Source organism: Chitinophaga sp. CC14 (assembly GCF_048957795.1).
Classification (GTDB): domain Bacteria; phylum Bacteroidota; class Bacteroidia; order Chitinophagales; family Chitinophagaceae; genus Chitinophaga; species Chitinophaga ginsengisegetis.
On the sequence record NZ_JARBFY010000001.1, the window covers coordinates 801,816 to 824,511 of the forward strand.

A 22,696-nucleotide genomic window follows, 5' to 3' on the forward strand; every position below is an offset into this window, starting at 1 on the left:
TTTCCCTGTGGAATGGATAGTTTTGTAAGGATCTTAAAATCTTTCATGCGACAAAGAATCAGAAATATTCTCATCCTCATGTCTGTCTGTATCCTGGGCATATTTCTGTTCCAGGGGTACTGGCTGTATAATTCATACAAATTAAGAGAGGAACAGTTCAATAAAGAGATCAACGAATCGCTGCGGATGGCCGTGTTCAATAAGCAGTTTTCTGATGTACGCCGCTATATCCGTTATTTCGGGAAAGATAAAGACTCGCTGAAGTTACCTATGCGCGGACTGGCAGATCAGCTGGAAGAAATAGGTATGCCTAAAGGCAGGCGCTTCAAGGGGCAGCATTACGACCGCTACCCGGGGCAGCCCAGGACAACCGCCTTCCCGGGCGACTCACCCAACAGGATATATGTGGATACACTGGCCAGGCAGATCTCTGAGTTCCTCATTACCAGCAACTTACACGACGATAGCACCAATCTTAAAAAACTGGATTCGGTATTCAAAGTGGAGCTGGCCAACCGCCAGATAGCCACGCCTTATGAACTGGATACCTTCCATCTGAACTACAGCGGCTTTGAAAGGGAAACGTTCAGGGACAGCATCCGCCGGAGAGAACCCAGGCAAACGGCTAAAATTCCTTTTAACCCTGCCAGCAACTTATTCGTACAGGCCAGCTTCGATTCTCCCCTGCAGTTTATTTTACAGAAGATGATCTGGACCCTGCTCAGCTCACTGGTATTACTGGTGCTTACTACCCTCAGTTTTATGTATATGCTCAGAACAATTCTTAAGCAAAAGAAGCTGTCGGAAGTAAAGAATGATTTTATCAATAACATGACGCATGAGCTGAAAACGCCCATTGCAACAGTGTCTGCAGCGGTAGAGGCATTACAGAATTTCAATGCGTTGAACGACCAGCGTAAAACACAAACGTATCTCGATATATCAAAAAATGAATTGCAGCGCTTATCAGACCTGGTGGAAAAAGTACTGCATATTGCTGCCGAAGAAAAAGAAGATATTGAATTATTCAGGGAGGAAACAGACCTGAACGAAGTGATTGATAACATCCTTTCCAACCACCAGCTTAAAGCAGGAAAACAGCTACAGCTGCGTTATGATAATAACCTGGCCGGCAAAACCGTGTTTGTTGATAAAACGCACCTGGCCAGCGCTATCAACAACCTGGTGGATAACGCTATTAAGTATTCCGGCGAACACGTGCAATTATATCTGCAAACCAGCCTTGAAAACGGTATCTTAAAGATCCGGGTAAAAGATAATGGCATCGGCATTCCGAAGGTATACCAGGGCAGTATCTTTGATAAGTTTTTCAGGGTGCCTACCGGCAACCTGCATAACGTAAAAGGATTTGGCCTGGGATTAAGTTACGTGCGGAAAATAGTGGAGATGCATGGCGGCGCCATACAGGTGCAAAGTGAACCGGATAAAGGCAGCGAATTTACCATTATCATCCCTTCTGCGTAACCATATAAAAGAGATTTATGCCCAAAGTATTATTGATAGAAGATGAAGTGCAGCTTGGACAAATTGTGAAAGACAGCCTTGAAATGCGGGGATTTGAAATGTTGTATGCCGCCGATGGCAAAGAAGGGCTGCGTATATACCAGCAGGAACATCCCGATGTAGTGGTGCTGGACATCATGATGCCCAACATGGATGGCTTTTCGGTGACCGCAGAAATCCGTAAGCAGGATAAATTCACTCCTATCATTTTCCTGACCGCCAAATCCCAGACGGCCGATGTGGTGAAAGGCTTTGAACTGGGCGGAAACGACTACCTGAAAAAGCCGTTCAGTATGGACGAGCTGATAGTGCGTATTACGGCCCTGCTGAAACGTTTCGGCGACAACCCCGGCACCCGTGAAATGGAAGAAGGCGCTGTAACCATTGGCCAGTATATTTTTAACTACACCAAACAAACCCTTGCCCGTAATAATTCCATCGAGTTCCTGTCGCACCGCGAGGCGGCCATTTTACGCCGGCTATACGATAACAAAAATGAGGTAATGGAGCGTAAGGCTGTACTGCTGGACCTTTGGGGAGATGATAATTTTTTTAACGCCCGCAGTATGGACGTATTTATCACGAAACTCCGCCGGTACCTGAAAGATGATTCCCGCGTACAGATTGTGAACATCCGGGGAGTGGGTTACAAACTGATTTTTTAACGACTCATAGCCGGGTCGGATTCAAAGGTAATATACACACGGGTACCCTCTACCGTGTTCTCCGCTCCGGACAGATCGGAGATTTCAATATTAAATTGTTTATGATACATGGTTCGGTAAAGGGTGGCCCTTTCCATGCATATTTCCATGCCGCGGGAGTGATGGTTGTTGCTTTTCAGCCCGTCGTGATGATATTGCAGGGCCTGTACCCTTCCAATGCCGTTGTCTGTTACTTCGCAGGCATACAGGTTCGGCGCCAGCTGCATCCACTGGATCTGCAGCAGCCGGTTTGTGCTCTTATGCATGAGGCCATGCCAGATGGCGTTTTCCACAAAAGGTTGTACCAGCATACAGGGCACATATAAGGCCGATGGAGAGATCTGGGGATCGGTATAGAGCGTATACTCAAACCCGTTATTGGTGCGCAATTGTTCCAGTTTCAGATAAAGCTCCAGCAGGTCGGTTTCTTCCTGTAAAGGGATGAAATTCTTATCGGCCAGCATTAACACCTTCCGGAGCAGGCCGGCGAAGCGTGAAATATATTCCTGTGCCAGCGCCGTTTCCCCGGTCATGAGGGCGGTATAAATGCCGTTGAGGCAATTAAACTGGAAATGTGGGTTCACCTGTGACTTCAGGTTCACCAGTTTTAGTTCGGTCAGTTGTTTGTGGAGAAGAAGCAGGGAAGCCTCCTGTTGGTGGCTGTTCCGGATCATAGCTTCGCTACTGCCTTTGAAAAGAAGGTAACGGGAACGGTAATGCAGACAAAGGAGAAAAAGAATGGCGGTGCCGGCTGCAGCCAGTATCAGCATAACAGTGTGTATAGTGACAGGCATAACCCCCTCGATTTGCTCATGAAAATATACGTCATTTCCGGCAAAAAAGGAGCAAGGGGTAAACCTCTTCAGTTTACGCCTAAACGCTTATCTTTGTTGTTTATGGAACAGTTAGTACAGCAAATAGCAGCCTACAAAGAAGAAATAGCGGCTTTTACGCCTGCCGGCGCAGCGGATCTGGAACAGTACCGCATAAAATTCCTGGGTACAAAAGGTATCGTGAAAGCTCTTTTCGGGGAGATGAAACAGGTACCGAATGACCGTAAGAAAGAATTCGGGCAGATATTAAACGAATTTAAACAACTCGCGGAATCCCGCTACGAGCAGTTCAGTGACCTGAAAGATGCTGGTGGCGCAGATGCCGGCGATATAGATTATACGTTGCCTGCCGCCCCTCACCGGTTAGGTACCAGGCACCCTATCAGCCTGGTAAGGAATAAGATCATCCGCATTTTTGAGCGCCTGGGCTTTACCATTGCCGAAGGGCCTGAAATTGAGGACGACTGGCACAACTTTACAGCATTGAACTTACCGGAAAATCACCCGGCCCGTGATATGCAGGATACTTTCTTTATCAGCAAAAATCCGGATTGGCTGCTGCGTACGCAAACTTCCTCCGCCCAGGTAAGGGTGATGGAAGAAGGCAAACTGCCTATCCGTATCATCAGCCCGGGAAGAGTATACCGTAATGAAACCATTTCCGCCCGTGCGCACTGCTTCTTCCACCAGGTAGAAGGATTGTACATCGACGAAAACGTTTCTTTCGCAGACCTCAAACAAACGCTGTATCACTTTGTCCAGGAAATGTTTGGCGAAAACATAGGCATCCGTTTCCGTCCCTCCTATTTCCCGTTTACAGAACCCAGCGCGGAAATGGACATCGTATGCTTCATTTGCGGAGGTACCGGCTGTAATGTATGTAAGCAAACCGGCTGGGTGGAAATACTCGGTTGCGGAATGGTACATCCAAAAGTACTGGCCAACTGCGGCATCGACCCGGAAAAATATTCCGGCTTTGCTTTCGGGATGGGAATAGAACGTATTACCATGCTGAAATACCAGATTAAAGATCTGCGCCTGTTCTCTGAAAACGACACCCGTTTCCTGGAACAATTTGAAGGAGCAGTGTAAATATTTATTACCAGGCTATTTGGTTATTACATAAATGCAGCGGAATATTCCGCTGCATTTATGTAATAACCGGATGAAAAACCTCAAAAAGTGATTCAAACTATTGCCGTATGCGGCGCAGGCACCATGGGTGCCGGAATAGCACAAATAGCAGCCTACAGCGGATTTACTACTTTGTTGTTTGATATTCAGCAGGACGGCCTGGACAGGGCGAAAGCACAGATTGAGAAGAGCCTGACGGTAGCCGTGGAAAAAGGGAAACTGACCCCTGCAGATAAAGACAGCATCCTGCAGCGGATCCGTTTTACCGCAGCTATCGAAGACTGTGTAGCCGATGTGATCATAGAGGCTATTGTAGAAAGAATAACCGCCAAAACAGCACTCTTTAACCAGCTGGCCGCTATCAACACTGCGGAAACCATTTTTGCTTCCAACACATCCTCTCTTTCTGTTTCTGAAATAGCTTCGGCTGTCAGCGTTCATCCGTCGAGGGTGGTGGGCATGCACTTCTTTAACCCTGCACACCTGATGAAACTGGTGGAAGTGGTAAGCGGAAAGGAAACCGCTCCGGAAGTAGCAGATACCATCTATGAACTGGCAGAGAAGATGGGTAAAGTGCCGGTAAGGGTAAAAGATTCTCCCGGTTTTATTGTGAACAGGGTGGCCAGGCATTATTACCTGGAAGCCATGCATATTGCAGAACGGGGTCAGGCAGACTTCAGTACCATCGACCAGCTGCTGGAAGCAGCCGGGTTTAAAATGGGTCCTTTTGCATTAATGGACCTGATAGGTAACGATATCAACCTGGCAGTAACGCAATCGCTGTATGATGCTTTTGAGCAGGCGCCCCGCTTTAAACCTAATGTACTGCAGGAACAGCGGGTGAAGGAAGGTAAGCTGGGACGTAAAACAGGATTGGGTTTTTACAGGTACGAACAATAACAGGTTTTAGTTATTTTTGAACCTCTTTCAGAAAAAAGAATTTTAGTCTTCATGATTTTAGTCACCGGCGGTACAGGTTTTTTGGGTAGTCATTTAATCCGGGCATTGGTTGCCGCAGGGAAACCTGTGAGGGCATTGTACCGTAAACAACCTTCTCCCCGGTTGCAGGATATTTCCGATAAAATAGAATGGGTACCAGGCGACATCCTGGACGTGTGCGCACTGGAAGATGCCATGACGGATGTAACACAGGTATATCACTGTGCTGCAGTCGTTTCTTTCCAGGCAGCGGACAAAGACCGCCTGCTGAAAATTAATGCCGAAGGCACTGCCAATGTGGTGAATATGGCATTGGATGCAGGTGTTAAAAAGCTCCTGTATGTAAGCTCTGTAGCTGCTATCGGTAGGGCAAAGCCTGGTGCTGCTGTAAATGAGGAATGTGAATGGGAAGACAGTAAAAATAATTCCCGTTACAGCATCAGTAAGTTCCAGGGAGAGATGGAAGTATGGAGAGGTATTGCAGAAGGATTGGATGCTGTGATTGTGAACCCTGCCATTATCCTGGGTGCGGGTTTTTGGGATGAAGGCTCCGGCTCCCTGATCAAAAATGCCTGGAAAGAATTTCCCTATTACACGCAGGGTGTAAATGGATTTGTAGATGTGGAGGATGTGGTAGCTGTCATGATCCGGTTAATGGACAGCGATATCAACGAGGAGCGGTTTATCCTGGCAGCAGATAACTGGAGTTATCTGCAGTTATTTACCACTATGGCGCAGGCGCTTGGTAAGAAGCCGCCGCATATTGCGGCAAAGCCCTGGATGGCCGAAGCGGTGTGGCGCCTTGAAAAGGTAAAAGCGATGTTTACAGGCAAACATCCGCTCATCACCAAAGAAACAGCCCGTACAGCCCAGCTCAAAGTATATTACGAAAACAACAAGATCTTAAAGGCTTTACCTGGGTTTCAGTTCCGGCCACTGGAAGAAACCATCCGGAATATTTCTGCCGCCTATCTCCGGGAACGGGGAGTTGGTCTTTCTCAGGATTAAACTGATTTTACTGATTTAGGGATTTGATCACTTTTGATTATAAATGATTTGGGGAGATCTAAGCGAATATACCCGCTTAGATCTCCCCAAATCATTTATAAAATCCCAAAAAGTAAAATCCCTAAATCAGTAAAATCAGTTTAATCCTGAGTAAGACTACATCCGCTTTCTACTCAAAACAGGAACGCTGCTATAGCTGCTGCCAGTGTTTTGGAGATTTCAGGAGACACTTCCCTGCTCATCCATACCCGTGGTTTTTCGCCCGGTATTACTGCCGCCACAGGTTGCCCGCGGTATTGAAATTCGTAGCACACATTTTCGTAGGAATTCACTTTACCGAACCGGTTATTGGCGGTAATGCGTATATCTGTATCCGTAGACCTTAATACGCCTGCCGGTTTGTTTTCATTCAGCTCCAGGTAATGAGGGCTTTTAATGATCATTTCCCAGCGTTTTAACGGCTCATTCTTCGTGCCGTTGATCAAGGCATAGCGAAGGTCCGTAGCTGCCGGCAAACTACTTAAATAAGACGGTAAATCGCGGTTGGAAAACACAATTGCCGTAGTGTTCATGGTTTGTATCAACAGGTGTTCCTCATTGCCGTTCAGATAAAAATTAAAGGCGTTTTTCGGGTCTTTGATGAAGGTAGCTTCCGCTACCCCGTTTTTACGGGAAGTAGTGGAATAAAGGCCAAAAGAAATGGTTTTAGCGGTAAGCCAGCCGTCTTTCACCTTCACCGGCCATTCCTGGTCGTTGGTGTATAGGGATGATTTAACGGCAGCGGGCTTGGTAGTGCTGCAACTCCAGAGCAGCAGGGGGAGTAAGGCGGCAAACAAATACTTCATGAAGCGGGTGGTTTTGAATATGCTGAAACGGCGGGAAGTAGTGATGCTGCTTCCCGCCGTTGGATGATTACCTGGTTTCTTTCAGTTTCTCCCACATTTCGGGGATGCGTTTGATCCAGGCAAGTTCTTTCTTTTTTGCCCTGGCTTCTTCTACCGGGGAACCAAAGTATGTTTTACCACCTTCGAGGGAAGCAGGCACCCCGCTTTGTGCGAGTACAACGGCGCCTTTTCCGATGGTGAGATCTTTATTCACGCCTACCTGTCCCCAGAGGATCACATTGTCTTCGATTTTGGCTTTGCCGGCGATGCCTGCCTGTGCAGCAATGAGGCAATTTCTACCGATAACGGTACCATGACCTATATGGATCATGTTATCCAGTTTGGTGCCGCGGCCTATGATGGTGTCGCCACTTACGCCTTTGTCGATGGTACAGCCGGCGCCCAGTTCCACATCACTCTCAATGATCACTCTTCCGCAACTCTCCAGCTTATCATACATCACTTCGCGCTCTGCTCTTTTCTTAAAGTAAAAGGCATCCGATCCGAGTACTGTTCCTGCATGGATAATTACGTTGTCTCCGATTTCACAGTAGTCATAAATCGTTACGTTGGGATGAATGAGACAGTTACGGCCAATACGCACATGATTGCCAATGAATACGTTGGGTTGAATAACAGTGCCTTCTCCTATCACGGCACTATCGCTGATGGCTTTGGTTGCCGCCTCAAATGGCCTGAATCTTTTAACGAGTTTTACATACGCACTGAAGGGGTCGTCCAGCACCAGAATTGCCTTGCCTTCCGGACAATCTACCTTTTTGTTAATGATAATGATTGTTGCTGCCGATTGCAGACTGGCGTTATAGTATTTCTCAAAGTCAACAAAGGAAATATCTCCCGGTGTAACCTTATGTATTTCATTGATGCCAGTGGCCATCAGTTGGCTGTTGCCAACCAGCTCTGCGCCTATATATGCTGCTATTTCCGTTACTGCAACAGGTGCTTCGAACTTCATATACTCTGAATTATTGAATAATGTTTAAGAGCAACAAAGGTAGTAAATCGGCGATTGCAACAATCAAAATATGAAGGCATGATAACGACGATCAGAAAGTTTCAATCTGCTGTTATCCACAATTATTTTAGTAGTGTGAATAAAATTTTTTGTAAATTTTTTCTTTTGTGATGAAATTCTTTTTAATATTGTGTAGGGAATTTTGTTTCCCTGTACTTACTAACCCATTCACATAACAAGAAAGTCTGATTGTTCCAACGGTCAGACTTTTTTTATTGCCTCTGAAACCCGCATGAATAAAGCGTTACAGCAGATCGCATTTTTATCTCACTAAAATTCATCACTACACCTTCCTTTTTTTCATCCCCATTTCCCGGTAAATGCATAACCCGGGCAACACCCCCGTTTTTTCAATTTTTGGGTTTTTCTGCCCCAAAAAGCAAAAAAATTACCTTAGCGGATGTTGTCTTTCTCAGGATTAAACTGATTAAACTGATTTAGGGATTTGATCACTTTTGATTTTAAAGGATTTGGGGAGATATAGGCAGATATATTCGCTTTATCTCCCCAAATTTTTTTAATCACTTAAAATCCCAAAAAGGAAATCAGTTTAATCAGTTTAATCCTGAGAAAGACAACATCCGCTGGCGTTATATAGCGCTGCTAAACAATTGTGAATGTGGTACTTGTCGCCACAGCCTTGCATCAAAAGCCATGCAGATGTTGCGGATAAATGGTCTTCCTTCAGGCGTAACCACCACCTTCTGAGGCAGTACCTGCACCAACCCATCCCTCTCCAGCTCCTGCAATCGCTGCAGGCCATCAATGATCGCATCACACTGTGTATCTGCCTTGTGCCAGGTAGTTTCAAAATGACACATCAGCTCATGAATGTGCTTCCGCAGTAGTCCGTCTTCTTCGTTCAGTATATGACCACGCACCACCGGAAACTCACCTTTGTTCACCAGTTCCTGGTAAGCATCCACCTTCTTCTCATTTTGTGCATAAGCATACCAGCTGTCGCCAATGGAAGATGCTCCCAAGCCAACCAGCAGCGATGTGGGAGAATCTGTATAACCCATGAAGTTCCGGTGCAACCGCCCTTGTTGGAAAGCTTTGTGCAACGCCTCTTCCGGCAGTGCAAAATGATCCATACCAATCTCTGTATAACCATTACTGTCGAACAGTAACTTACCCAGTTCATACAACTGCCGTTTCTCTTCATCCTTTGGCAGATCTGCTTCTGTATAACGACGCTGACCGGTTCCTTTTATCCAGGGCACGTGTGCATAACTGTAAAAAGAGATCCTGTCGGGGCGTAACCGGACAACCTTATCAACTGTATGCTGCATACTTGTAAGCGTTTGCAACGGTAAGCCATAGATCAGGTCGAAGTTGATGGAGGTAAATCCAATCTTCCTGGCGTTCTCTACTACGGATGCCACCATTCCAAAAGGTTGCAAACGGTTGATGATTTCCTGCACCCGCATATCAAAGTCCTGTATACCTAAACTGATCCTGCGGAAGCCGAGGTTGTACAACGACTGAAGATGTTCCGGTGTGGTATTGCCTGGATGGCCTTCGAAACTTAGGCTGGCATCAGGCAATAGTTCGGCAGTGCGGTAAATACCATTCAGCAACATGGCCAGGTGCGCTGCACTGAAAAAGGTAGGCGTACCTCCGCCAAGATGTATTTCCCGGATACGGGGGCGCCCGCCGAAGGTATCCACATACAGCTGCCACTCCTTCAGCAGGGTTTCAATATAAGGCCCCTCTACCCCATGATTAACCGTGATGTGTTTATTACAACCACAATACGTACACATACTTTCACAGAAAGGCAGGTGAATGTATATACTGATCCCGTCTTTACCATTCGACTCCAGGAATGATTTCTTCAACAGCGCCTTCCACTTCTCCGGATGAAAAGTTGGTTCTTCCCAGTAAGGAACAGTAGGGTAACTGGTGTACCGCGGTGCGGCCACGTTATATTTACTGATGAGGCTCATGATTTGATGGTTTATGACAACAATTTTCAACAACATGTTCACTATGGGGCGTCATCACCGGGCTGATGTAAGGAATGCCCAGGTTCAGCCCACGGAGGATCAGCAACACACCCATGATACTGATTGCAACCGGTATCATGCTGCGCATCCGGTTACGTACCGGTATGCTGATGAGGTGACTGAAATAGCTAACACCGGCCATAGCAGGTAAAGTACCTGCACCAAAGGCAGCCATGAACAACATCCCTTTCAGCACATCGCCGGAGGCAACTGCACCGGCAATACCGAGGTATACGAGCCCGCATGGAAGGAGTCCGTTCAGAAAGCCAATGGCATATAAAGTATGGAAGCGCTGTTGCCGTAACAGGTTACCCAGCCGGGATTTTATTTTTGAAGTGAAAATATCCGGGAGATGCCTGCCTTTTGTTAATCTTATGCCGGTGTATTTCAATATTACCAACACAAGCAGTAAGCTGCCGGTGATAATCGATAACCATTGCTGTAAACCGCCCAGGTATAACTGTCTGCCCAGCCAGCCAAAAACTAATCCGAGAATGGCATAGGCACTGATGCGGCCGGCGTTGTATAACAGGATGCCCGCTAGCTTCCGGCTACCGTTAAGATGTTGTACGGGCAGCGTTAATGCAATAGGACCACACATTCCTATGCAGTGAAAGCTGCCCACAAACCCCAGTATAAATGAAGCGATCATAATGCGTATATCTTTTGTAATTTTTTAAATAACTATCCTCAATTAATATTTACCAGTTGTTCCTGGTAATATGGCTGGTCGTTCATGGTCCATGCTATCTTCACTTTATACTGTCCCCTGATGAATAGCTGCCGGCTAACCAACTGCCTGCCTGATTGGTCGGGTTGAAGCGGCATGAATATATCTTTGCCTGAATCGGAAGGCCGGTAAAAGGTTACTTTACCGGTGATTTGTTTGTTCCGCAGCTCAGCTGGAACAGAGATCAGCACAGCAGTATCTTCCTGGGATACAGCAACAGGAGCGGATAATTTCCCGGCATTTTCTTTTCCATCAATTACCTGCTGGTATTTTAATTCCTCGCCGTAGTAATCAGGCGTTACCATATCAACCCTGGTACGCATGCTTTTGGTAACCAGCGTTAAAATGCCGGCGGCGAATATTACAAACACTATGATGATCTTATGTCCCCAGTTCATGGTAATAATTTTTTAAGATGTGAACGCCCTGTCCCGTTTATTGCACCGGTCCTAAAAACGTGGTGCGTAAACGGGTAATTCTTTCGTTGTGCTCATACAGCCCGATATATAAAGTTGACTTACGCTGGTGTACAGCTGTTTTTGGCAATACAATAAAGAAAGTACCTTCTCCCTGTCCTTCGGCCTTTACATGGATCACTGCATTGCCTATCATGGATACCACGCCGCTTTCATCTTCCAGTTTCAACCCGAGTGGAATATCCCGGCCGGTTTTATTGAGGAGTTTAATACGGTACAGGTTCGACAAACTATCGGCACCTCTTTCCTGGTACAGCATACCTGCTGTGCGCATGATAGTGCCGCTTACCGGTTTCCGGCTGCCCAGCATAAAGCCGATGGCAGTGAGTAATACCACCAGTACTGAAGAGTATACTTTGAGCCGCGGCGTAAAGCGCAGCTTTTGTTTGCTGGCGATGCCGTTTTCGGAAGCATACCGGATCAGTCCTTTCGGCCGGCCGGTTTGTTCCATCATAAAATCGCAGGCATCAATACAGGCCGTGCAGTTTACACACTCCAGCTGGGTGCCGTTCCGTATATCTATCCCCGTAGGACATACCTTTACGCACTGCATGCAGTCGATACAGTCGCCATGTGCCCGGGAATCGTCTTTACGGAACTTTCCACGGGGTTCTCCCCTTTCATAATCATAAGCCACCAAAATGGAGTTCCTGTCCAGCAATACCCCCTGTAAACGGCCATACGGGCATACAATCGTGCAGATCTGCTCCCTCATAAAGGCAAATACGCCATAAAACACCCCTGAAAACACGATGATGGCAATAAAGCCGCCGGTATGAGCGGACAGGGGTTCGGTGATAATCCTGCCCAGCGCTTTGGCCCCGATGATATAGGCCAGGAATATATTGGCAATGAGAAAAGACAGTGCATAGAAGGCAAGGTGCTTGCCTGTTTTCCGGACAATTTTATTGGTATTCCAGGGCGACTGCTGCAACATTTTTTGCGCCGCCGCATCTCCTTCTATCCAGTATTCCAGCCGGCGGAACAGCAGCTCCATAAAAATGGTTTGTGGACACATCCATCCGCAGAAAAGCCTTCCGAAGGCCATTGTAAACACTACTATAAAAAGAATGAACGCCAGCATCGCCAGTCCGAAAATGAAGAAGTCCTGCGGCCAGAAGATGGCGCCAAAAAGTATAAACTTCCCCTCCACCACATTCAGCATAAACAAGGGCCTGCCATTTATTGAAATAAACGGCAGGCTGAAAAAAACACTAAAATACAGGAGACTCACCCAGCTCCGGATATTATACCAGCGGCCTTTCGGTTGCTTTGCATAAATCCAGTTGCGTTTGCCTTGCCCGTCAACGGTAGCTATTGTATCTCTGAATGTGCTGTTGGTCATAATCCGTGCTTTATTCTTTCTGTCCCTGTGGTTCTTTGGCATTCGGCGGATTAGTGCCGTGTAAGGTTTTGATGTAGCAGGCTATCTGCGCCAGTTGTTTGGGCGAAAAATCTTCCTGCCAGGATTTCATTCCTTTATCTGCTACGCCGTATTTAATTGTTTTAAACACATCATTGAGTTTGCCGCCATGCAACCAGTAATCGTCGGTAAGGTTGGGGCCTACCACACCTTGTCCCTGCGGGCCATGACAAGGCGCACAGCTGGAAACAAATATCTTTTGCCCTGCAGCTATATCAGCCGGATCGGTAAGCATGGTTACATTGTTTTCATCGATGTTATTGGCTGCTTTTTTCAGGTATTCCTGTTTGGCAATGGCTGCTTTTTCTTCTGCCACCGCCAGCTCTTCCAGCTGGCTGGGCGCAGAGTGGGAAACTTCTGTACGCCAGAAGTAAACAATGCCAAAACAAACGGTGAATACAAATCCCCATTTCCACCACGGAGGCGTTGGGTTATTGAGTTCATGGATACCGTCGTAGTCGTGCCCCATGTCTTCTTCTGCTTCGGCCACTGCATCTACCGTCCGGGTTTTATTAATTTTTTCCAGCCACGACACCCTGGGTTTACCAGGCGCCACTACTTTCGCCGGTTTACGTTTTCTTTTGATGCCTACCAGGTAGCGCAGCAGGAATAAAAGACTGATGATTACCGCCAGCTCCAGTATAATAACGGATATTAACAGGTAGAAGGAGGTTTGCGACAGCCTTGTAAAATAAGTGCTGGCAGTAGTGGTGGCCTCTTGTGCAAAAGCGTTGCTGGTCATGAGTGTCAGCATAACAATACCACCAGCCAGTAAAGCTTTACCAGCATCTTTCTTCATCTTCTCCCTGAAAATATCCATAGCGCCCAGTACTGCATTGGCCAGGATGCCGATGGCCAGTAATAATCCTCCTGCTACTACCAGTAATACCAGGGCTACCGGGTCAGATAATTCTGAAGGCGCCTTTGCTCCACCATCCGCAAAGGCGGGGATACTGCATAATAAACTGCCGGCAAGTAGTTGTATAAACTGCTTATTCATTGTTTTTCTTTTATTGGGCATTTGTGTCGTCATTATCTAAAGGAATACGGCTGATATGATCCACCATTTTCTTATCGGCTTTAAAAGCCCATAGTGAGGCCACCACAAAAAAAGTGGTAAACAACAGCAGCGATGCCATCGGGTAAACACTGATGCCGGCTATAGATCCCAGGTAATTAATGAACTTCATGAGATTGCGTTTTAAAATTCAGCGTTATCGGCTACCGGTGCAGATTTGGGAGCGGATTTAATATCTTTTCCCATCCTTTGCAGGTAGGCTATTAATGCAATAATTTCACGGTCTGCTTTGATGGGCAGCTTATCCTTTTGCAGGGATGCTGCAATGCCCTGTGCCTGTTTCTCCATATCGGCAATGGCCTGTTGTTCGTAACCTGCCGCATAGGGTACACCCAGCTTCCGCATTACATTGATCATGGCCGGTGTTTTACCTTTATCCACTCTTTCTTCGAACAGCCACGGATAGGCAGGCATAATGGAACCCGGCGTCATGGAGGTAGGATCCAGCATGTGATTAAAGTGCCAGGAGTCCGGATACTTGCCACCGATGCGGGCCAGATCCGGACCGGTACGTTTGGATCCCCACTGAAACGGATGATCGTATACAAATTCCCCGGCTTTAGAGTATTCGCCATAGCGCGCGACTTCATCGCGGAAAGGACGGATCATTTGTGAGTGACAGTTATAGCAACCTTCTCTCAGGTAAATATCACGTCCGTGCAGTTCCAGCGGAGTATATGGCTTTACACTGCTGATAGTAGGAATATTACTGCGGATCAGGAAAGTAGGCATCATTTCCAGCAGGCCGCCAATGGCCACCACAACCAGACTGAATACCACCAGTTGTATAGGACGGCGTTCTATCCAGTTATGCCAGTGAGCTTTACCATGTGTAACAATTTCTTTTGGTAACGCAGGCGCTTCCGCTGCTTCGTTGGGAATAAACACCCCCTTGCGGATTGTTTTGGTAAGGTTAACAATCATCAGTACCAGGCCGCTGATGTATAACATACCACCCACTGCGCGCAGCGCATACATAGGAACGATAGTGGTAACTGTTTCCATGAACTGGTACTTCAGTTGTCCTTCTTCCGTAAACTGTTTCCACATCATGCTCTGCGTAAAGGCGGCCCAGTAAAGAGGAATTACATAAAAGATAATGCCCAGTGTGCCGATCCAGAAGTGGGTATTCGCCCATTTGCGGGAAAAAAGTTGGGTGCCAAAAATGCGTGGGATCATCCAGTAAAGGATGCCGAAAGTAAGGAAGCCGTTCCAGCCCAGCGCTCCTACGTGAACGTGCGCAATGGTCCAGTCGGTATAGTGGCTGATGGCATTTACATTTTTCAGTGACAGCATCGGTCCTTCAAAAGTGGCCATGCCATAACAGGTCAGCGCTACCACAAAAAATTTAAGGATCGCATCTTCCCTTACCCGGTCCCAGGCGCCGCGCAGGGTAAGCAGGCCATTGAGCATACCTCCCCAGGAAGGAGCAATAAGCATAATACTGAATGCTGTTCCCAGCGATTGCGCCCATTCAGGCAAAGCGGTGTACAGCAGGTGATGCGGGCCGGCCCAGATATAAATAAATATCAGCGACCAGAAATGGATAATGGACCAGCGATAGGAATACACCGGTCTGTTGGCGGCCTTAGGTACAAAATAGTACATCAGCCCCAGGTAAGGCGTAGTGAGAAAAAACGCTACCGCATTATGTCCATACCACCACTGTACCAGCGCATCCTGTACGCCCGCATACCAACTGTAACTTTTGAACAGGGATAAAGGGAATTCAAAAGAGTTAATAATATGTAACATGGCAATGGCTACCCAGGTGCCAATGTAGAACCAGATGGCTACGTATAAATGTGATTCGCGCCTGCGGAGGATAGTGCCCAGCATATTGGCGCCAAACACTACCCAGATGAGGGTAATGGCAATATCAAACGGCCATTCCAGTTCTGCATATTCCTTACCGGTGGAGTAGCCCAGGAAGAGGGTGAGGGCGCCTCCGGCGATGATAGCCTGCCAGCCCCAGAAATGTATTTTACTCAGCAGATCGCTGAACATACGGGCTTTACAAAGCCGTTGCAGGGAATAATATACCCCCATGAAAATACCATTGCCCACAAATGCAAAAATAACGGCGTTGGTATGTACGGGCCTTAACCTGCCAAAGGTAATAGGGGCAAATCCAACGTTAAGGCCGGGGATCACCAGCTCCAGCGCTGCCCATAACCCGGCCAGCATGCCTATCAGTCCCCAGAACATACAAGCGTAGGCAAACCATTTCACCGTGCGGTTGTCGTAATAAAATTTTTCGAGTGACATAGTGGTATTTAAAGGTGTTGATAAATGCGTTTATTCGTTAACGTTATCCCGTTTATCTTCAAAGAGGATGCGGTGTGCCGGTGAAAAATCATCTTCAAACTGCCCGTTTTTTACAGACCAGATAAAGGCGGCGAGGAAGCCTATGGCTACCAGCAAACTAACACCGAGTAAAATGATGATAACGCTCATGGCTATTTATTTTATGAGAATAAACCGGGCTGTTTCCAATGCCTGCAACGCATGTATTTCGTTGGCGCCAAAGGAAAAAACGTCACCGGATTCCAGGATGGTAACTTCGTCGTTCAGCATAAATGCAATTCTCCCTTCCAGTATCAGGATCATGGCCTGGGCCGGCGATGTATGCGGCGGAATCTGGTGTCCCTGCTGCATAATGAGCAGGGTGGCGTCAAAGCGTTTGGTTTTCAGTATAGCACAACTCTTCACTTTTTCATTTCCCGCTACCTGCATTACGTTCATTCCTTTCATGGATGGTGTATTGTGATGTAATACATACTTCCTTTCCGGCATGCCTCACCCGTTGCGTGTAAACAGCCTTTTTCAGAGGCTGTTTACACGCCCATTTCATTCGGGCTCATTTGAGGTTTTGCTTAGATTTACTGTGTATGTTTCGTGTGATAGCAAAGGTAACAGTAGCTTACCTTTACTACTATGACTTTACTCAATCAGGAATATGACTTTTATCAGTCATTTGCTGCAATGCTTTGCTGTAAAGCCTTTTGCCCTGCCATTCACTGCAACTGAAAGTGATGAGGATAATGCTGACAGAACTGGCCGGCATCAGTATGGCCGCTACCAGCGGCGATAAAATTCCCTGTACTGCAAAGTATAAGCCGGTAATATTATACAGCAGCGATAATATAAAACTGATGAGGATAATACGTTTGTTAGCTTTGCACAACCGGATAAAAGAGAACAGCAATGGCAGCTGATCCGCATGCAGTATGCCATCGCTGGCTGGCGTAAAATTGTTACTGTCTTCTGTCAGTGAAATCCCGATATCACTTTGTTTCAGCGCACCGGCGTCATTTAACCCATCACCTATCATCATTACCTTTTTTCCTTTTTTTTGCAGGGAGATGATATAAGCGAGTTTATCTGCCGGTTGTTGTTCAAAAAGAAGCGTGGCATTGTTGCCCATCAGCTGACTTAATTGCGTGATAGTATGATTATTATCTCCTGAAAGTACAGATAAGGGATAAACAGATTGCAATTGTTGCATCAACTGCCGTAAGCCGCTCCGGTAGCTGTTGCGGATTGTGAATAGCCCGCAGAGCTTTTCGTTGATGGATACATACACCACGCTGCCCTCCTGTTCATTTTTACGATGCGCGCCGGTGAATGCTGCATTGCCCAGCCGGATAAAAAATCCATCTACCCATCCGCATACGCCTTTACCCGTAAAGTGTTGGAAGTCGTGTATATGCCGCGACACCGGATCGCCGCAATACTGAACAATTGCCCGGCTTAAAGGATGAGTGGATTGTGCGGCCAGCGTGGCTATCATTACTTCCTGCCCGGGGGTAAGCACATTGCCGTAATAGATAACAGAGCTGCCTGTTTTACCGGTGAGGGTACCGGTTTTATCGAATACAATATGTGTGGCGTTAGCCATGTTTTCAATAGCCTGTGCATTACGCAGGTAAAACCGGTGCCGGCTGAGGATCCTTAAAATATGTCCGTTGGTAAAGGAAGAGGCCAGCAGCAATGCACAGGGACAGGCAATGATCAGGATGGCCGTAACGGCAGGCCATATACGCGCCGGTTCATGTACCCACCAGTAAGTTGCAGTAACCGCTGCAATAAACAGCACCGCCCACGTAAAATAACGGCTCAGCAGGTGAACAAAAGACACCTGCTTTTCTTCTTTATTCCTTAGTTCATCACGGTTCCATAAACTGGTGAGGTAACTCTGTGCTACTTCTTTAATGGTCAATATTTCCAGGTTGCCGTCGAGCTGCCTGCCACCGGCATAAATAATTTCTCCGATCGATTTGCTGACGGGCGCCGACTCCCCGGTTACGAAGCTGTAATCGATCAGTGCTTTTCCTCTCACAATAATACCATCTGCCGGTACCAGTTCATTGTTATGAATACGGATGGTGTCGCCGGTTTTCAGCTCAGGAAGCGTGGTCGGGATTTCCTTATCTTCTTTTATAACGCTCACGGCTATGGGAAAGTAAGCGGTATAGTCGCGGTCAAATGAAAGCCCCTGGTAAGTTTTGTCTTGTAATACCCTTCCTATCAGCATAAAAAATACGATGCCTGTCATGGAATCAAAATATCCCGGCTGACCATTGACCACTTCTACAAAGCTGCGTATAAAAGTAACGAAGATGGCAAGCACAATAGGCACGTCTATATTGAGGAATCCATGTTTTAACCCGCTCCAGGCCGACTTATAAAACGCCTGCGCGCTGTAAAGTAATACCGGCAGGGCGAGTACCAGGTTCATATACCGGAACAGGCGGTTAAATGTTTCATCAAGACCGCCCGCACTGGCAAAGTAATCGGGGAAACTCAGCAGCATGATATTACCGAAACAAAATCCGGCTACACCAAGTTGGTACACCAGCTGCCTGTTAACAGCGGGCTTTTTGCGCTGCAGGTCCTGCAGGCTGATGTATGGCTCATAACCGATGGCGGTTAATATTTCTGCAACCCTTCTTAAGGAAGTCCCGGTATGTGAATAGATGATCAGTACTTCTTTCTTACTAAAATTAACAGTTACCCGTTGTACTCCTTTTTCCAGCCGGTGCAGGTTTTCCAGCAGCCACAAACAGGAGCTGCAGTGGATTTGCGGGATATAGAAGGAAACATGTGTTTGGGTATCATCCCTGAAAAGATAGAGTTGCTGCGCAATTTTTTCGTCGTCCAGGAAGGCAAATTTATCACTTCGCACCGCTACCCGCTGACTGATACCGGGTTTGCTGTTAAGGTCGTAATATTCACAGAGGTCGTACTGGTTCAGTATTTCATATACTGTTTTACAACCCGTACAGCAGAATACTTTATCGGATAGTGTGATATCGTTGCCGGTACAGTTTTCCCCGCAGTGATAGCAGGTAGTGTTGGTGTTGGTTTGCGAAGAAACGGCCATCAGTCAATAATTACGTTATTAATTTCATGTTCGGTTACTACAATGGTATGGCCGGGAATGGCGGCGGGGTAAAGGATATTTTGTTCTACGTATATCCATTGCTGTATGAGCTGTTCTGTGATGAACAGATCGCCTATACATAATTTGTATGCCGGGCTCCATTGTGCCTGCAACTGGTAGTTGCCGGAAACCTGGCGGATTTTCTGAAGCAGGAGCAACACTTGCTGAAACGATTGCTGGATGCTGTTATAAACAGTTTGTGGTATATTTTTTTTGTTATTATTAAGCGCAGATGAATTGCGGATTACCGGGAACAGCACTGTTGATTCTTTTCGTATCAGCTGGGATGTTTCGGCTTGTAATTTCCCGAACAGGAGTTGTTGCAGATCTGCGGCCGGCGGGGCGGTGTGGTCTTCCTGCCGGTCCAGGTTAAAGTAGGTCATCACCTGTTCTGTTTGATGGCTGATGGGGAGATGGAATTTGCTGGCAATCACATTGCATAAATTGCCGGGTGTTAATTCATGAAAGTTGATAATAGAATAAGCGAGCATGAACATGGTCTTTTGAACTATTACAAAAGTACCGGTCGCAGCAGAGGGGCGCAATGATATGCGTCAAGGGAGGATATGATATTTATCAGGATTGGAGCTACTCCTGCAGGTTTGCAGTTCTGACAATTTCGGGGAGGTCGAGCAGGCGGATCTTTTTGCCTTCCAGTTCTATCATGCCGTCTTTCTTGAATTCAGAAAGTAGCCTGATAGCGGATTCGGTGGCTGTGCCTACGAGGTTGGCAATTTCTTCGCGGGAGAGGCGCACACTGAGGGTGTGACCATCTTCTTCGAGGCCATAAGTTTCTTTGATAAAGAGCAATGTTTCTGCGAGGCGTTCCCTTACCGGCTTTTGCGCCAGGTGGGTTATTTTCAGTTCTGCTTTGCGCAGTTCGCTTGATAAGATACGCATCATTTCAAAAGAAAGGGATGCATCTTTCTGTAGAATATTGAGAAACAGGTCTTTAGGTATAAAACAGATGGAAGAATCTTCGAGGGCAGTGGCGGTAGCGGTGTACCTTTCGTTGCTCAGGAGGGCTTTGTAGCCCATGATATCGCCGGCTTTCACCAGGCGTATGATCTGTTCCCGGCCATCATCGCCGCTGTGCGACAGCTTTATTTTGCCGTCGTTTACACAGTACACGCCAAAGGGATAAGCTCCTTCATGGAAAATAACCTGTCCTTTTCTGTATACTGAGCATACTTTGGCTTCTGCAATCTGATCGAGATTGCATTGTTCCGCCTTGCAGAATATTGATGAGAAGCGATCCTTGCAATGATGACATGAAGGATTGTGGAACGATGTAGCCATAATCAATTTGCAAAAGTACTAATTTACGGCTCCTTAACCAAAGCAAAAGCATTCGTGGCTCTTTATTATTATATTATTTATAAACCATATGAGGTATTGACCCGGTTCACACCTGAAGGAAACAAGGCGTGCCTGGCAGATTATTTTAAAGTGCCTTCAGATGTGTATCCTGTAGGGCGACTGGATTACGATAGTGAGGGTTTGCTGATCCTTACAAATGATAAGACGTTGAACCAGCAGTTGTTGTTGCCGCAACATGCGCATGAACGGGAGTACTGGGTGCAGGTGGATGGCGCCGTAACCGCAGAAGCTGTGCAGCGGCTTGAAGCAGGGGTACAGATTAATGTAGATGGTAAGTTATACCGCACCAAACGGTGCCGGGCAGAAATATTTGAAGAGGAGCCGTTGTTGCCGCCACGCAACCCGCCCATCCGTTTCCGTAAAAGTATTCCCGCGCCCTGGATCAGGATGGTGCTCCAGGAAGGCAAAAACAGGCAGGTGCGCCGGATGACTGCTGCCGTAGGCTTTCCTACGTTGAGGCTTGTCCGTTATCGTATGGAAGATATCACCATTGCGGGCATGCAATCAGGAGAGATGGTGGAACTGAGCCGGGAAGAGATCTACCGGAAGTTAAAGCTAAGGACAAAGTAGCCATTGTGGCCCATTGGCATGACAGTATCCTCCGGGTTGGGCCGCAGCTGCCCACCGCCCTCCCCCGCTTTTTGCTTTAAGCTTTATGCTTTCAGCTTTTTTAACTAGGTTTGTCACCTACAAATTTCTATTATGCTGAAATCAATGACCGGCTTCGGAAGGGCAGAAAGCGCAAGAGGCGAAACTAGTATCGTAGTGGAGATCAAATCGCTGAATGGAAAGCAGTTTGAGGTGAATCTGAAGTTTTCTCCTTTGTTAAGACCCTATGAATTTGACATCCGTACCCTAATGCAGCAAACGTTGCAGCGCGGCACCCTTGATGCAACAATCAATATCCGCCAGAACGGCGCCACCCGCCCGGTTGTGATCAATACAGACCTTGCAAAATATTATTACCAGTCCATCACTATGCTGGCCAACCAGCTGGAACTCCCGCAGGGAGATATGCTCAACGTGCTGATGAAATTACCGGAAGTGGTAAGTCCGGCCTCAGAGCAAATGACCGAAGAAGAATGGAAAGATGTGGAAGACACACTGCGTGAAGCCCTGATAGACCTGGATACACACCGCCAGGATGAAGGACTGATGCTGGAAGCCGATCTGCAGCAACGCATTGATAATATCGATACCTATATGCAGAAGGTGCGTGAACTGGATCCACTCCGTAAAGACCGTATCCGTCAACGCCTGGAAGGACTGCTGGCCGAGCATGTAGGAAAAGAAAATGTAGATGGCAACCGCCTGGAACAGGAACTGATCTTCTACCTGGAAAAACTGGATATCTCAGAAGAACTCTCCCGCCTGGAAAATCACCTGCGTTATTTCAGGGAAATCCTGAAAGACAATGATTCTGCCAAAGGCAAGAAGCTGGGTTTTGTGTTGCAGGAAATAGGCCGTGAAATCAATACTACCGGTTCCAAAGCCAACGACGCCGGTATACAGCAATGGGTGGTGCTGATGAAAGATGAACTGGAAAAAGCCAAAGAACAAGTATTAAACGTTTTATAGTAAGGCGAATACCGTATGAACAAACTTTTCCTGGCCACAGCAGGCTTATTACTTTTGGCTGCAGCCTGCATGCCACCTAAAATGGACACTTACGAAAAGAACCTGGAGATTCTCGGGCATGAGTGGACATATGACTATAAACCATCTTTTGAAGTAAAAATACAACCGGAAGATACTGCGTACCTTTACAATATCTGCGTAAACATCAGGCACACGGATGCTTATCCTTACAGTAATATCTGGTTATTGGTAGGTACACAGTATCCCGGCGACAGCATATCAAAGGAACAGCGGGTAGAACTGCCACTTGCAGATGTAACCGGCAAATGGTCCGGTACCGGCCTGGATGATATTTATGAACACCGTATCTTCATTCAGCAACGTGCTATTTTTAATAAACCAGGTACCTACAGGTTTACCTTTGAACAAAATATGCGGCAAAATCCGCTCCCCCATGTAATGAATGTTGGCTTGCGGATTGAGAAAGCCGGCACAAGGCCATGATGAAAAGAAT

General features: G+C 46.9%; 23 protein-coding genes. 8 read left to right on the plus strand and 15 right to left on the minus strand.

Annotation, left to right across the window (positions count from 1 at the left end; all coding sequences use genetic code 11):
• Window positions 1-45 precede the first annotated feature (45 nt).
• Both PV783_RS03405 and PV783_RS03410 read left to right on the plus strand, forming a co-directional pair.
• Entirely contained in the window at window positions 46-1,485 is a 1,440-nt protein-coding gene (locus PV783_RS03405) for a sensor histidine kinase (protein WP_159454382.1), read from the plus strand.
• A gap of 17 nt (window positions 1,486-1,502) precedes the next feature.
• On the plus strand, window positions 1,503-2,189 hold the full coding sequence (locus PV783_RS03410; RefSeq protein ID WP_079471533.1) for a response regulator transcription factor: 687 nt from the start codon (window positions 1,503-1,505) through the stop codon (window positions 2,187-2,189).
• Here PV783_RS03410 and PV783_RS03415 read toward each other — a convergent pair.
• The gene (locus PV783_RS03415) at window positions 2,186-3,022 is read right to left on the minus strand and encodes a sensor histidine kinase (RefSeq protein ID WP_420987105.1); all 837 of its coding nucleotides are present in this window, start codon (window positions 3,020-3,022) and stop codon (window positions 2,186-2,188) included. The two genes, PV783_RS03410 and PV783_RS03415, sit on opposite strands and share 4 nt — an antisense overlap.
• Window positions 3,023-3,124: 102 nt before the next feature.
• On the opposite strand from PV783_RS03415, the gene pheS reads away from it, so the two are divergent.
• The 3 genes from pheS to PV783_RS03430 all read left to right on the plus strand — a co-directional run bounded on the left by pheS (window position 3,125) and on the right by PV783_RS03430 (window position 6,142).
• Window positions 3,125-4,153: a phenylalanine--tRNA ligase subunit alpha gene (pheS, locus tag PV783_RS03420; protein WP_079471535.1), complete on the plus strand. Its 1,029-nt coding sequence runs from the start codon at window positions 3,125-3,127 to the stop codon at window positions 4,151-4,153.
• Between the two features lie 90 nt (window positions 4,154-4,243).
• On the plus strand, window positions 4,244-5,095 hold the full coding sequence (locus tag PV783_RS03425) for a 3-hydroxyacyl-CoA dehydrogenase NAD-binding domain-containing protein (RefSeq protein WP_235015977.1): 852 nt from the start codon (window positions 4,244-4,246) through the stop codon (window positions 5,093-5,095).
• Between the two features lie 51 nt (window positions 5,096-5,146).
• Window positions 5,147-6,142: an NAD-dependent epimerase/dehydratase family protein gene (locus PV783_RS03430; RefSeq protein WP_336387665.1), complete on the plus strand. Its 996-nt coding sequence runs from the start codon at window positions 5,147-5,149 to the stop codon at window positions 6,140-6,142.
• Between the two features lie 173 nt (window positions 6,143-6,315).
• On the opposite strand, the gene PV783_RS03435 is transcribed toward PV783_RS03430, so the two are convergent.
• The 14 genes from PV783_RS03435 to PV783_RS03500 all read right to left on the minus strand — a co-directional run bounded on the left by PV783_RS03435 (window position 6,316) and on the right by PV783_RS03500 (window position 20,523).
• Window positions 6,316-6,987 carry a hypothetical protein gene (locus PV783_RS03435; protein WP_079471537.1) on the minus strand — a complete coding sequence of 224 codons (672 nt, stop codon included), beginning with the start codon at window positions 6,985-6,987 and terminating at the stop codon, window positions 6,316-6,318.
• A gap of 67 nt (window positions 6,988-7,054) precedes the next feature.
• Complete coding sequence (locus PV783_RS03440) at window positions 7,055-8,002, minus strand: UDP-3-O-(3-hydroxymyristoyl)glucosamine N-acyltransferase (RefSeq protein ID WP_420987106.1); 948 nt, start codon at window positions 8,000-8,002, stop codon at window positions 7,055-7,057.
• A 650-nt stretch (window positions 8,003-8,652) separates the two neighbouring features.
• The gene (gene hemN, locus PV783_RS03445) at window positions 8,653-10,011 is read right to left on the minus strand and encodes an oxygen-independent coproporphyrinogen III oxidase (RefSeq protein WP_420987107.1); all 1,359 of its coding nucleotides are present in this window, start codon (window positions 10,009-10,011) and stop codon (window positions 8,653-8,655) included.
• Complete coding sequence (locus PV783_RS03450) at window positions 9,995-10,723, minus strand: sulfite exporter TauE/SafE family protein (RefSeq protein ID WP_111577184.1); 729 nt, start codon at window positions 10,721-10,723, stop codon at window positions 9,995-9,997. Before PV783_RS03450 ends, hemN begins: the two co-directional genes overlap by 17 nt.
• Before the next feature lie 38 nt (window positions 10,724-10,761).
• Window positions 10,762-11,199, minus strand: a complete 438-nt coding sequence (locus PV783_RS03455) for a FixH family protein (RefSeq protein ID WP_420987108.1) — start codon at window positions 11,197-11,199, stop codon at window positions 10,762-10,764.
• 37 nt (window positions 11,200-11,236) lie between these two features.
• Entirely contained in the window at window positions 11,237-12,622 is a 1,386-nt protein-coding gene (gene ccoG / locus PV783_RS03460; RefSeq protein WP_420987110.1) for a cytochrome c oxidase accessory protein CcoG, read from the minus strand.
• A 10-nt stretch (window positions 12,623-12,632) separates the two neighbouring features.
• Window positions 12,633-13,700, minus strand: a complete 1,068-nt coding sequence (locus PV783_RS03465; protein WP_420987112.1) for a cbb3-type cytochrome c oxidase N-terminal domain-containing protein — start codon at window positions 13,698-13,700, stop codon at window positions 12,633-12,635.
• Window positions 13,701-13,710: 10 nt separating this feature from the next.
• Complete coding sequence (locus PV783_RS03470; RefSeq protein WP_111577181.1) at window positions 13,711-13,890, minus strand: CcoQ/FixQ family Cbb3-type cytochrome c oxidase assembly chaperone; 180 nt, start codon at window positions 13,888-13,890, stop codon at window positions 13,711-13,713.
• An 11-nt stretch (window positions 13,891-13,901) separates the two neighbouring features.
• Entirely contained in the window at window positions 13,902-16,046 is a 2,145-nt protein-coding gene (gene ccoN / locus PV783_RS03475; RefSeq protein ID WP_420987113.1) for a cytochrome-c oxidase, cbb3-type subunit I, read from the minus strand.
• Window positions 16,047-16,076: 30 nt separating this feature from the next.
• Window positions 16,077-16,235 carry a cbb3-type cytochrome oxidase assembly protein CcoS gene (gene ccoS / locus PV783_RS03480; protein WP_079471545.1) on the minus strand — a complete coding sequence of 53 codons (159 nt, stop codon included), beginning with the start codon at window positions 16,233-16,235 and terminating at the stop codon, window positions 16,077-16,079.
• 6 nt (window positions 16,236-16,241) lie between these two features.
• Window positions 16,242-16,532 carry a cupin domain-containing protein gene (locus PV783_RS03485; protein WP_168771268.1) on the minus strand — a complete coding sequence of 97 codons (291 nt, stop codon included), beginning with the start codon at window positions 16,530-16,532 and terminating at the stop codon, window positions 16,242-16,244.
• Window positions 16,533-16,725: 193 nt separating this feature from the next.
• On the minus strand, window positions 16,726-19,164 hold the full coding sequence (locus PV783_RS03490) for a heavy metal translocating P-type ATPase (RefSeq protein WP_420987115.1): 2,439 nt from the start codon (window positions 19,162-19,164) through the stop codon (window positions 16,726-16,728).
• Window positions 19,164-19,715, minus strand: a complete 552-nt coding sequence (locus PV783_RS03495; RefSeq protein WP_420987117.1) for a hypothetical protein — start codon at window positions 19,713-19,715, stop codon at window positions 19,164-19,166. The genes PV783_RS03490 and PV783_RS03495 overlap by 1 nt, the downstream gene beginning before the upstream one ends.
• A gap of 97 nt (window positions 19,716-19,812) precedes the next feature.
• The gene (locus PV783_RS03500; protein ID WP_079471549.1) at window positions 19,813-20,523 is read right to left on the minus strand and encodes a Crp/Fnr family transcriptional regulator; all 711 of its coding nucleotides are present in this window, start codon (window positions 20,521-20,523) and stop codon (window positions 19,813-19,815) included.
• Window positions 20,524-20,577: 54 nt separating this feature from the next.
• On the opposite strand from PV783_RS03500, the gene PV783_RS03505 reads away from it, so the two are divergent.
• From PV783_RS03505 to PV783_RS03515, 3 genes are all read left to right on the plus strand, one after another.
• Complete coding sequence (locus tag PV783_RS03505) at window positions 20,578-21,174, plus strand: pseudouridine synthase (RefSeq protein ID WP_420987119.1); 597 nt, start codon at window positions 20,578-20,580, stop codon at window positions 21,172-21,174.
• A gap of 132 nt (window positions 21,175-21,306) precedes the next feature.
• Complete coding sequence (locus tag PV783_RS03510) at window positions 21,307-22,182, plus strand: YicC/YloC family endoribonuclease (protein WP_079471551.1); 876 nt, start codon at window positions 21,307-21,309, stop codon at window positions 22,180-22,182.
• 15 nt (window positions 22,183-22,197) lie between these two features.
• Window positions 22,198-22,686, plus strand: a complete 489-nt coding sequence (locus PV783_RS03515) for a gliding motility lipoprotein GldH (RefSeq protein WP_420987120.1) — start codon at window positions 22,198-22,200, stop codon at window positions 22,684-22,686.
• Window positions 22,687-22,696 lie beyond the last annotated feature (10 nt).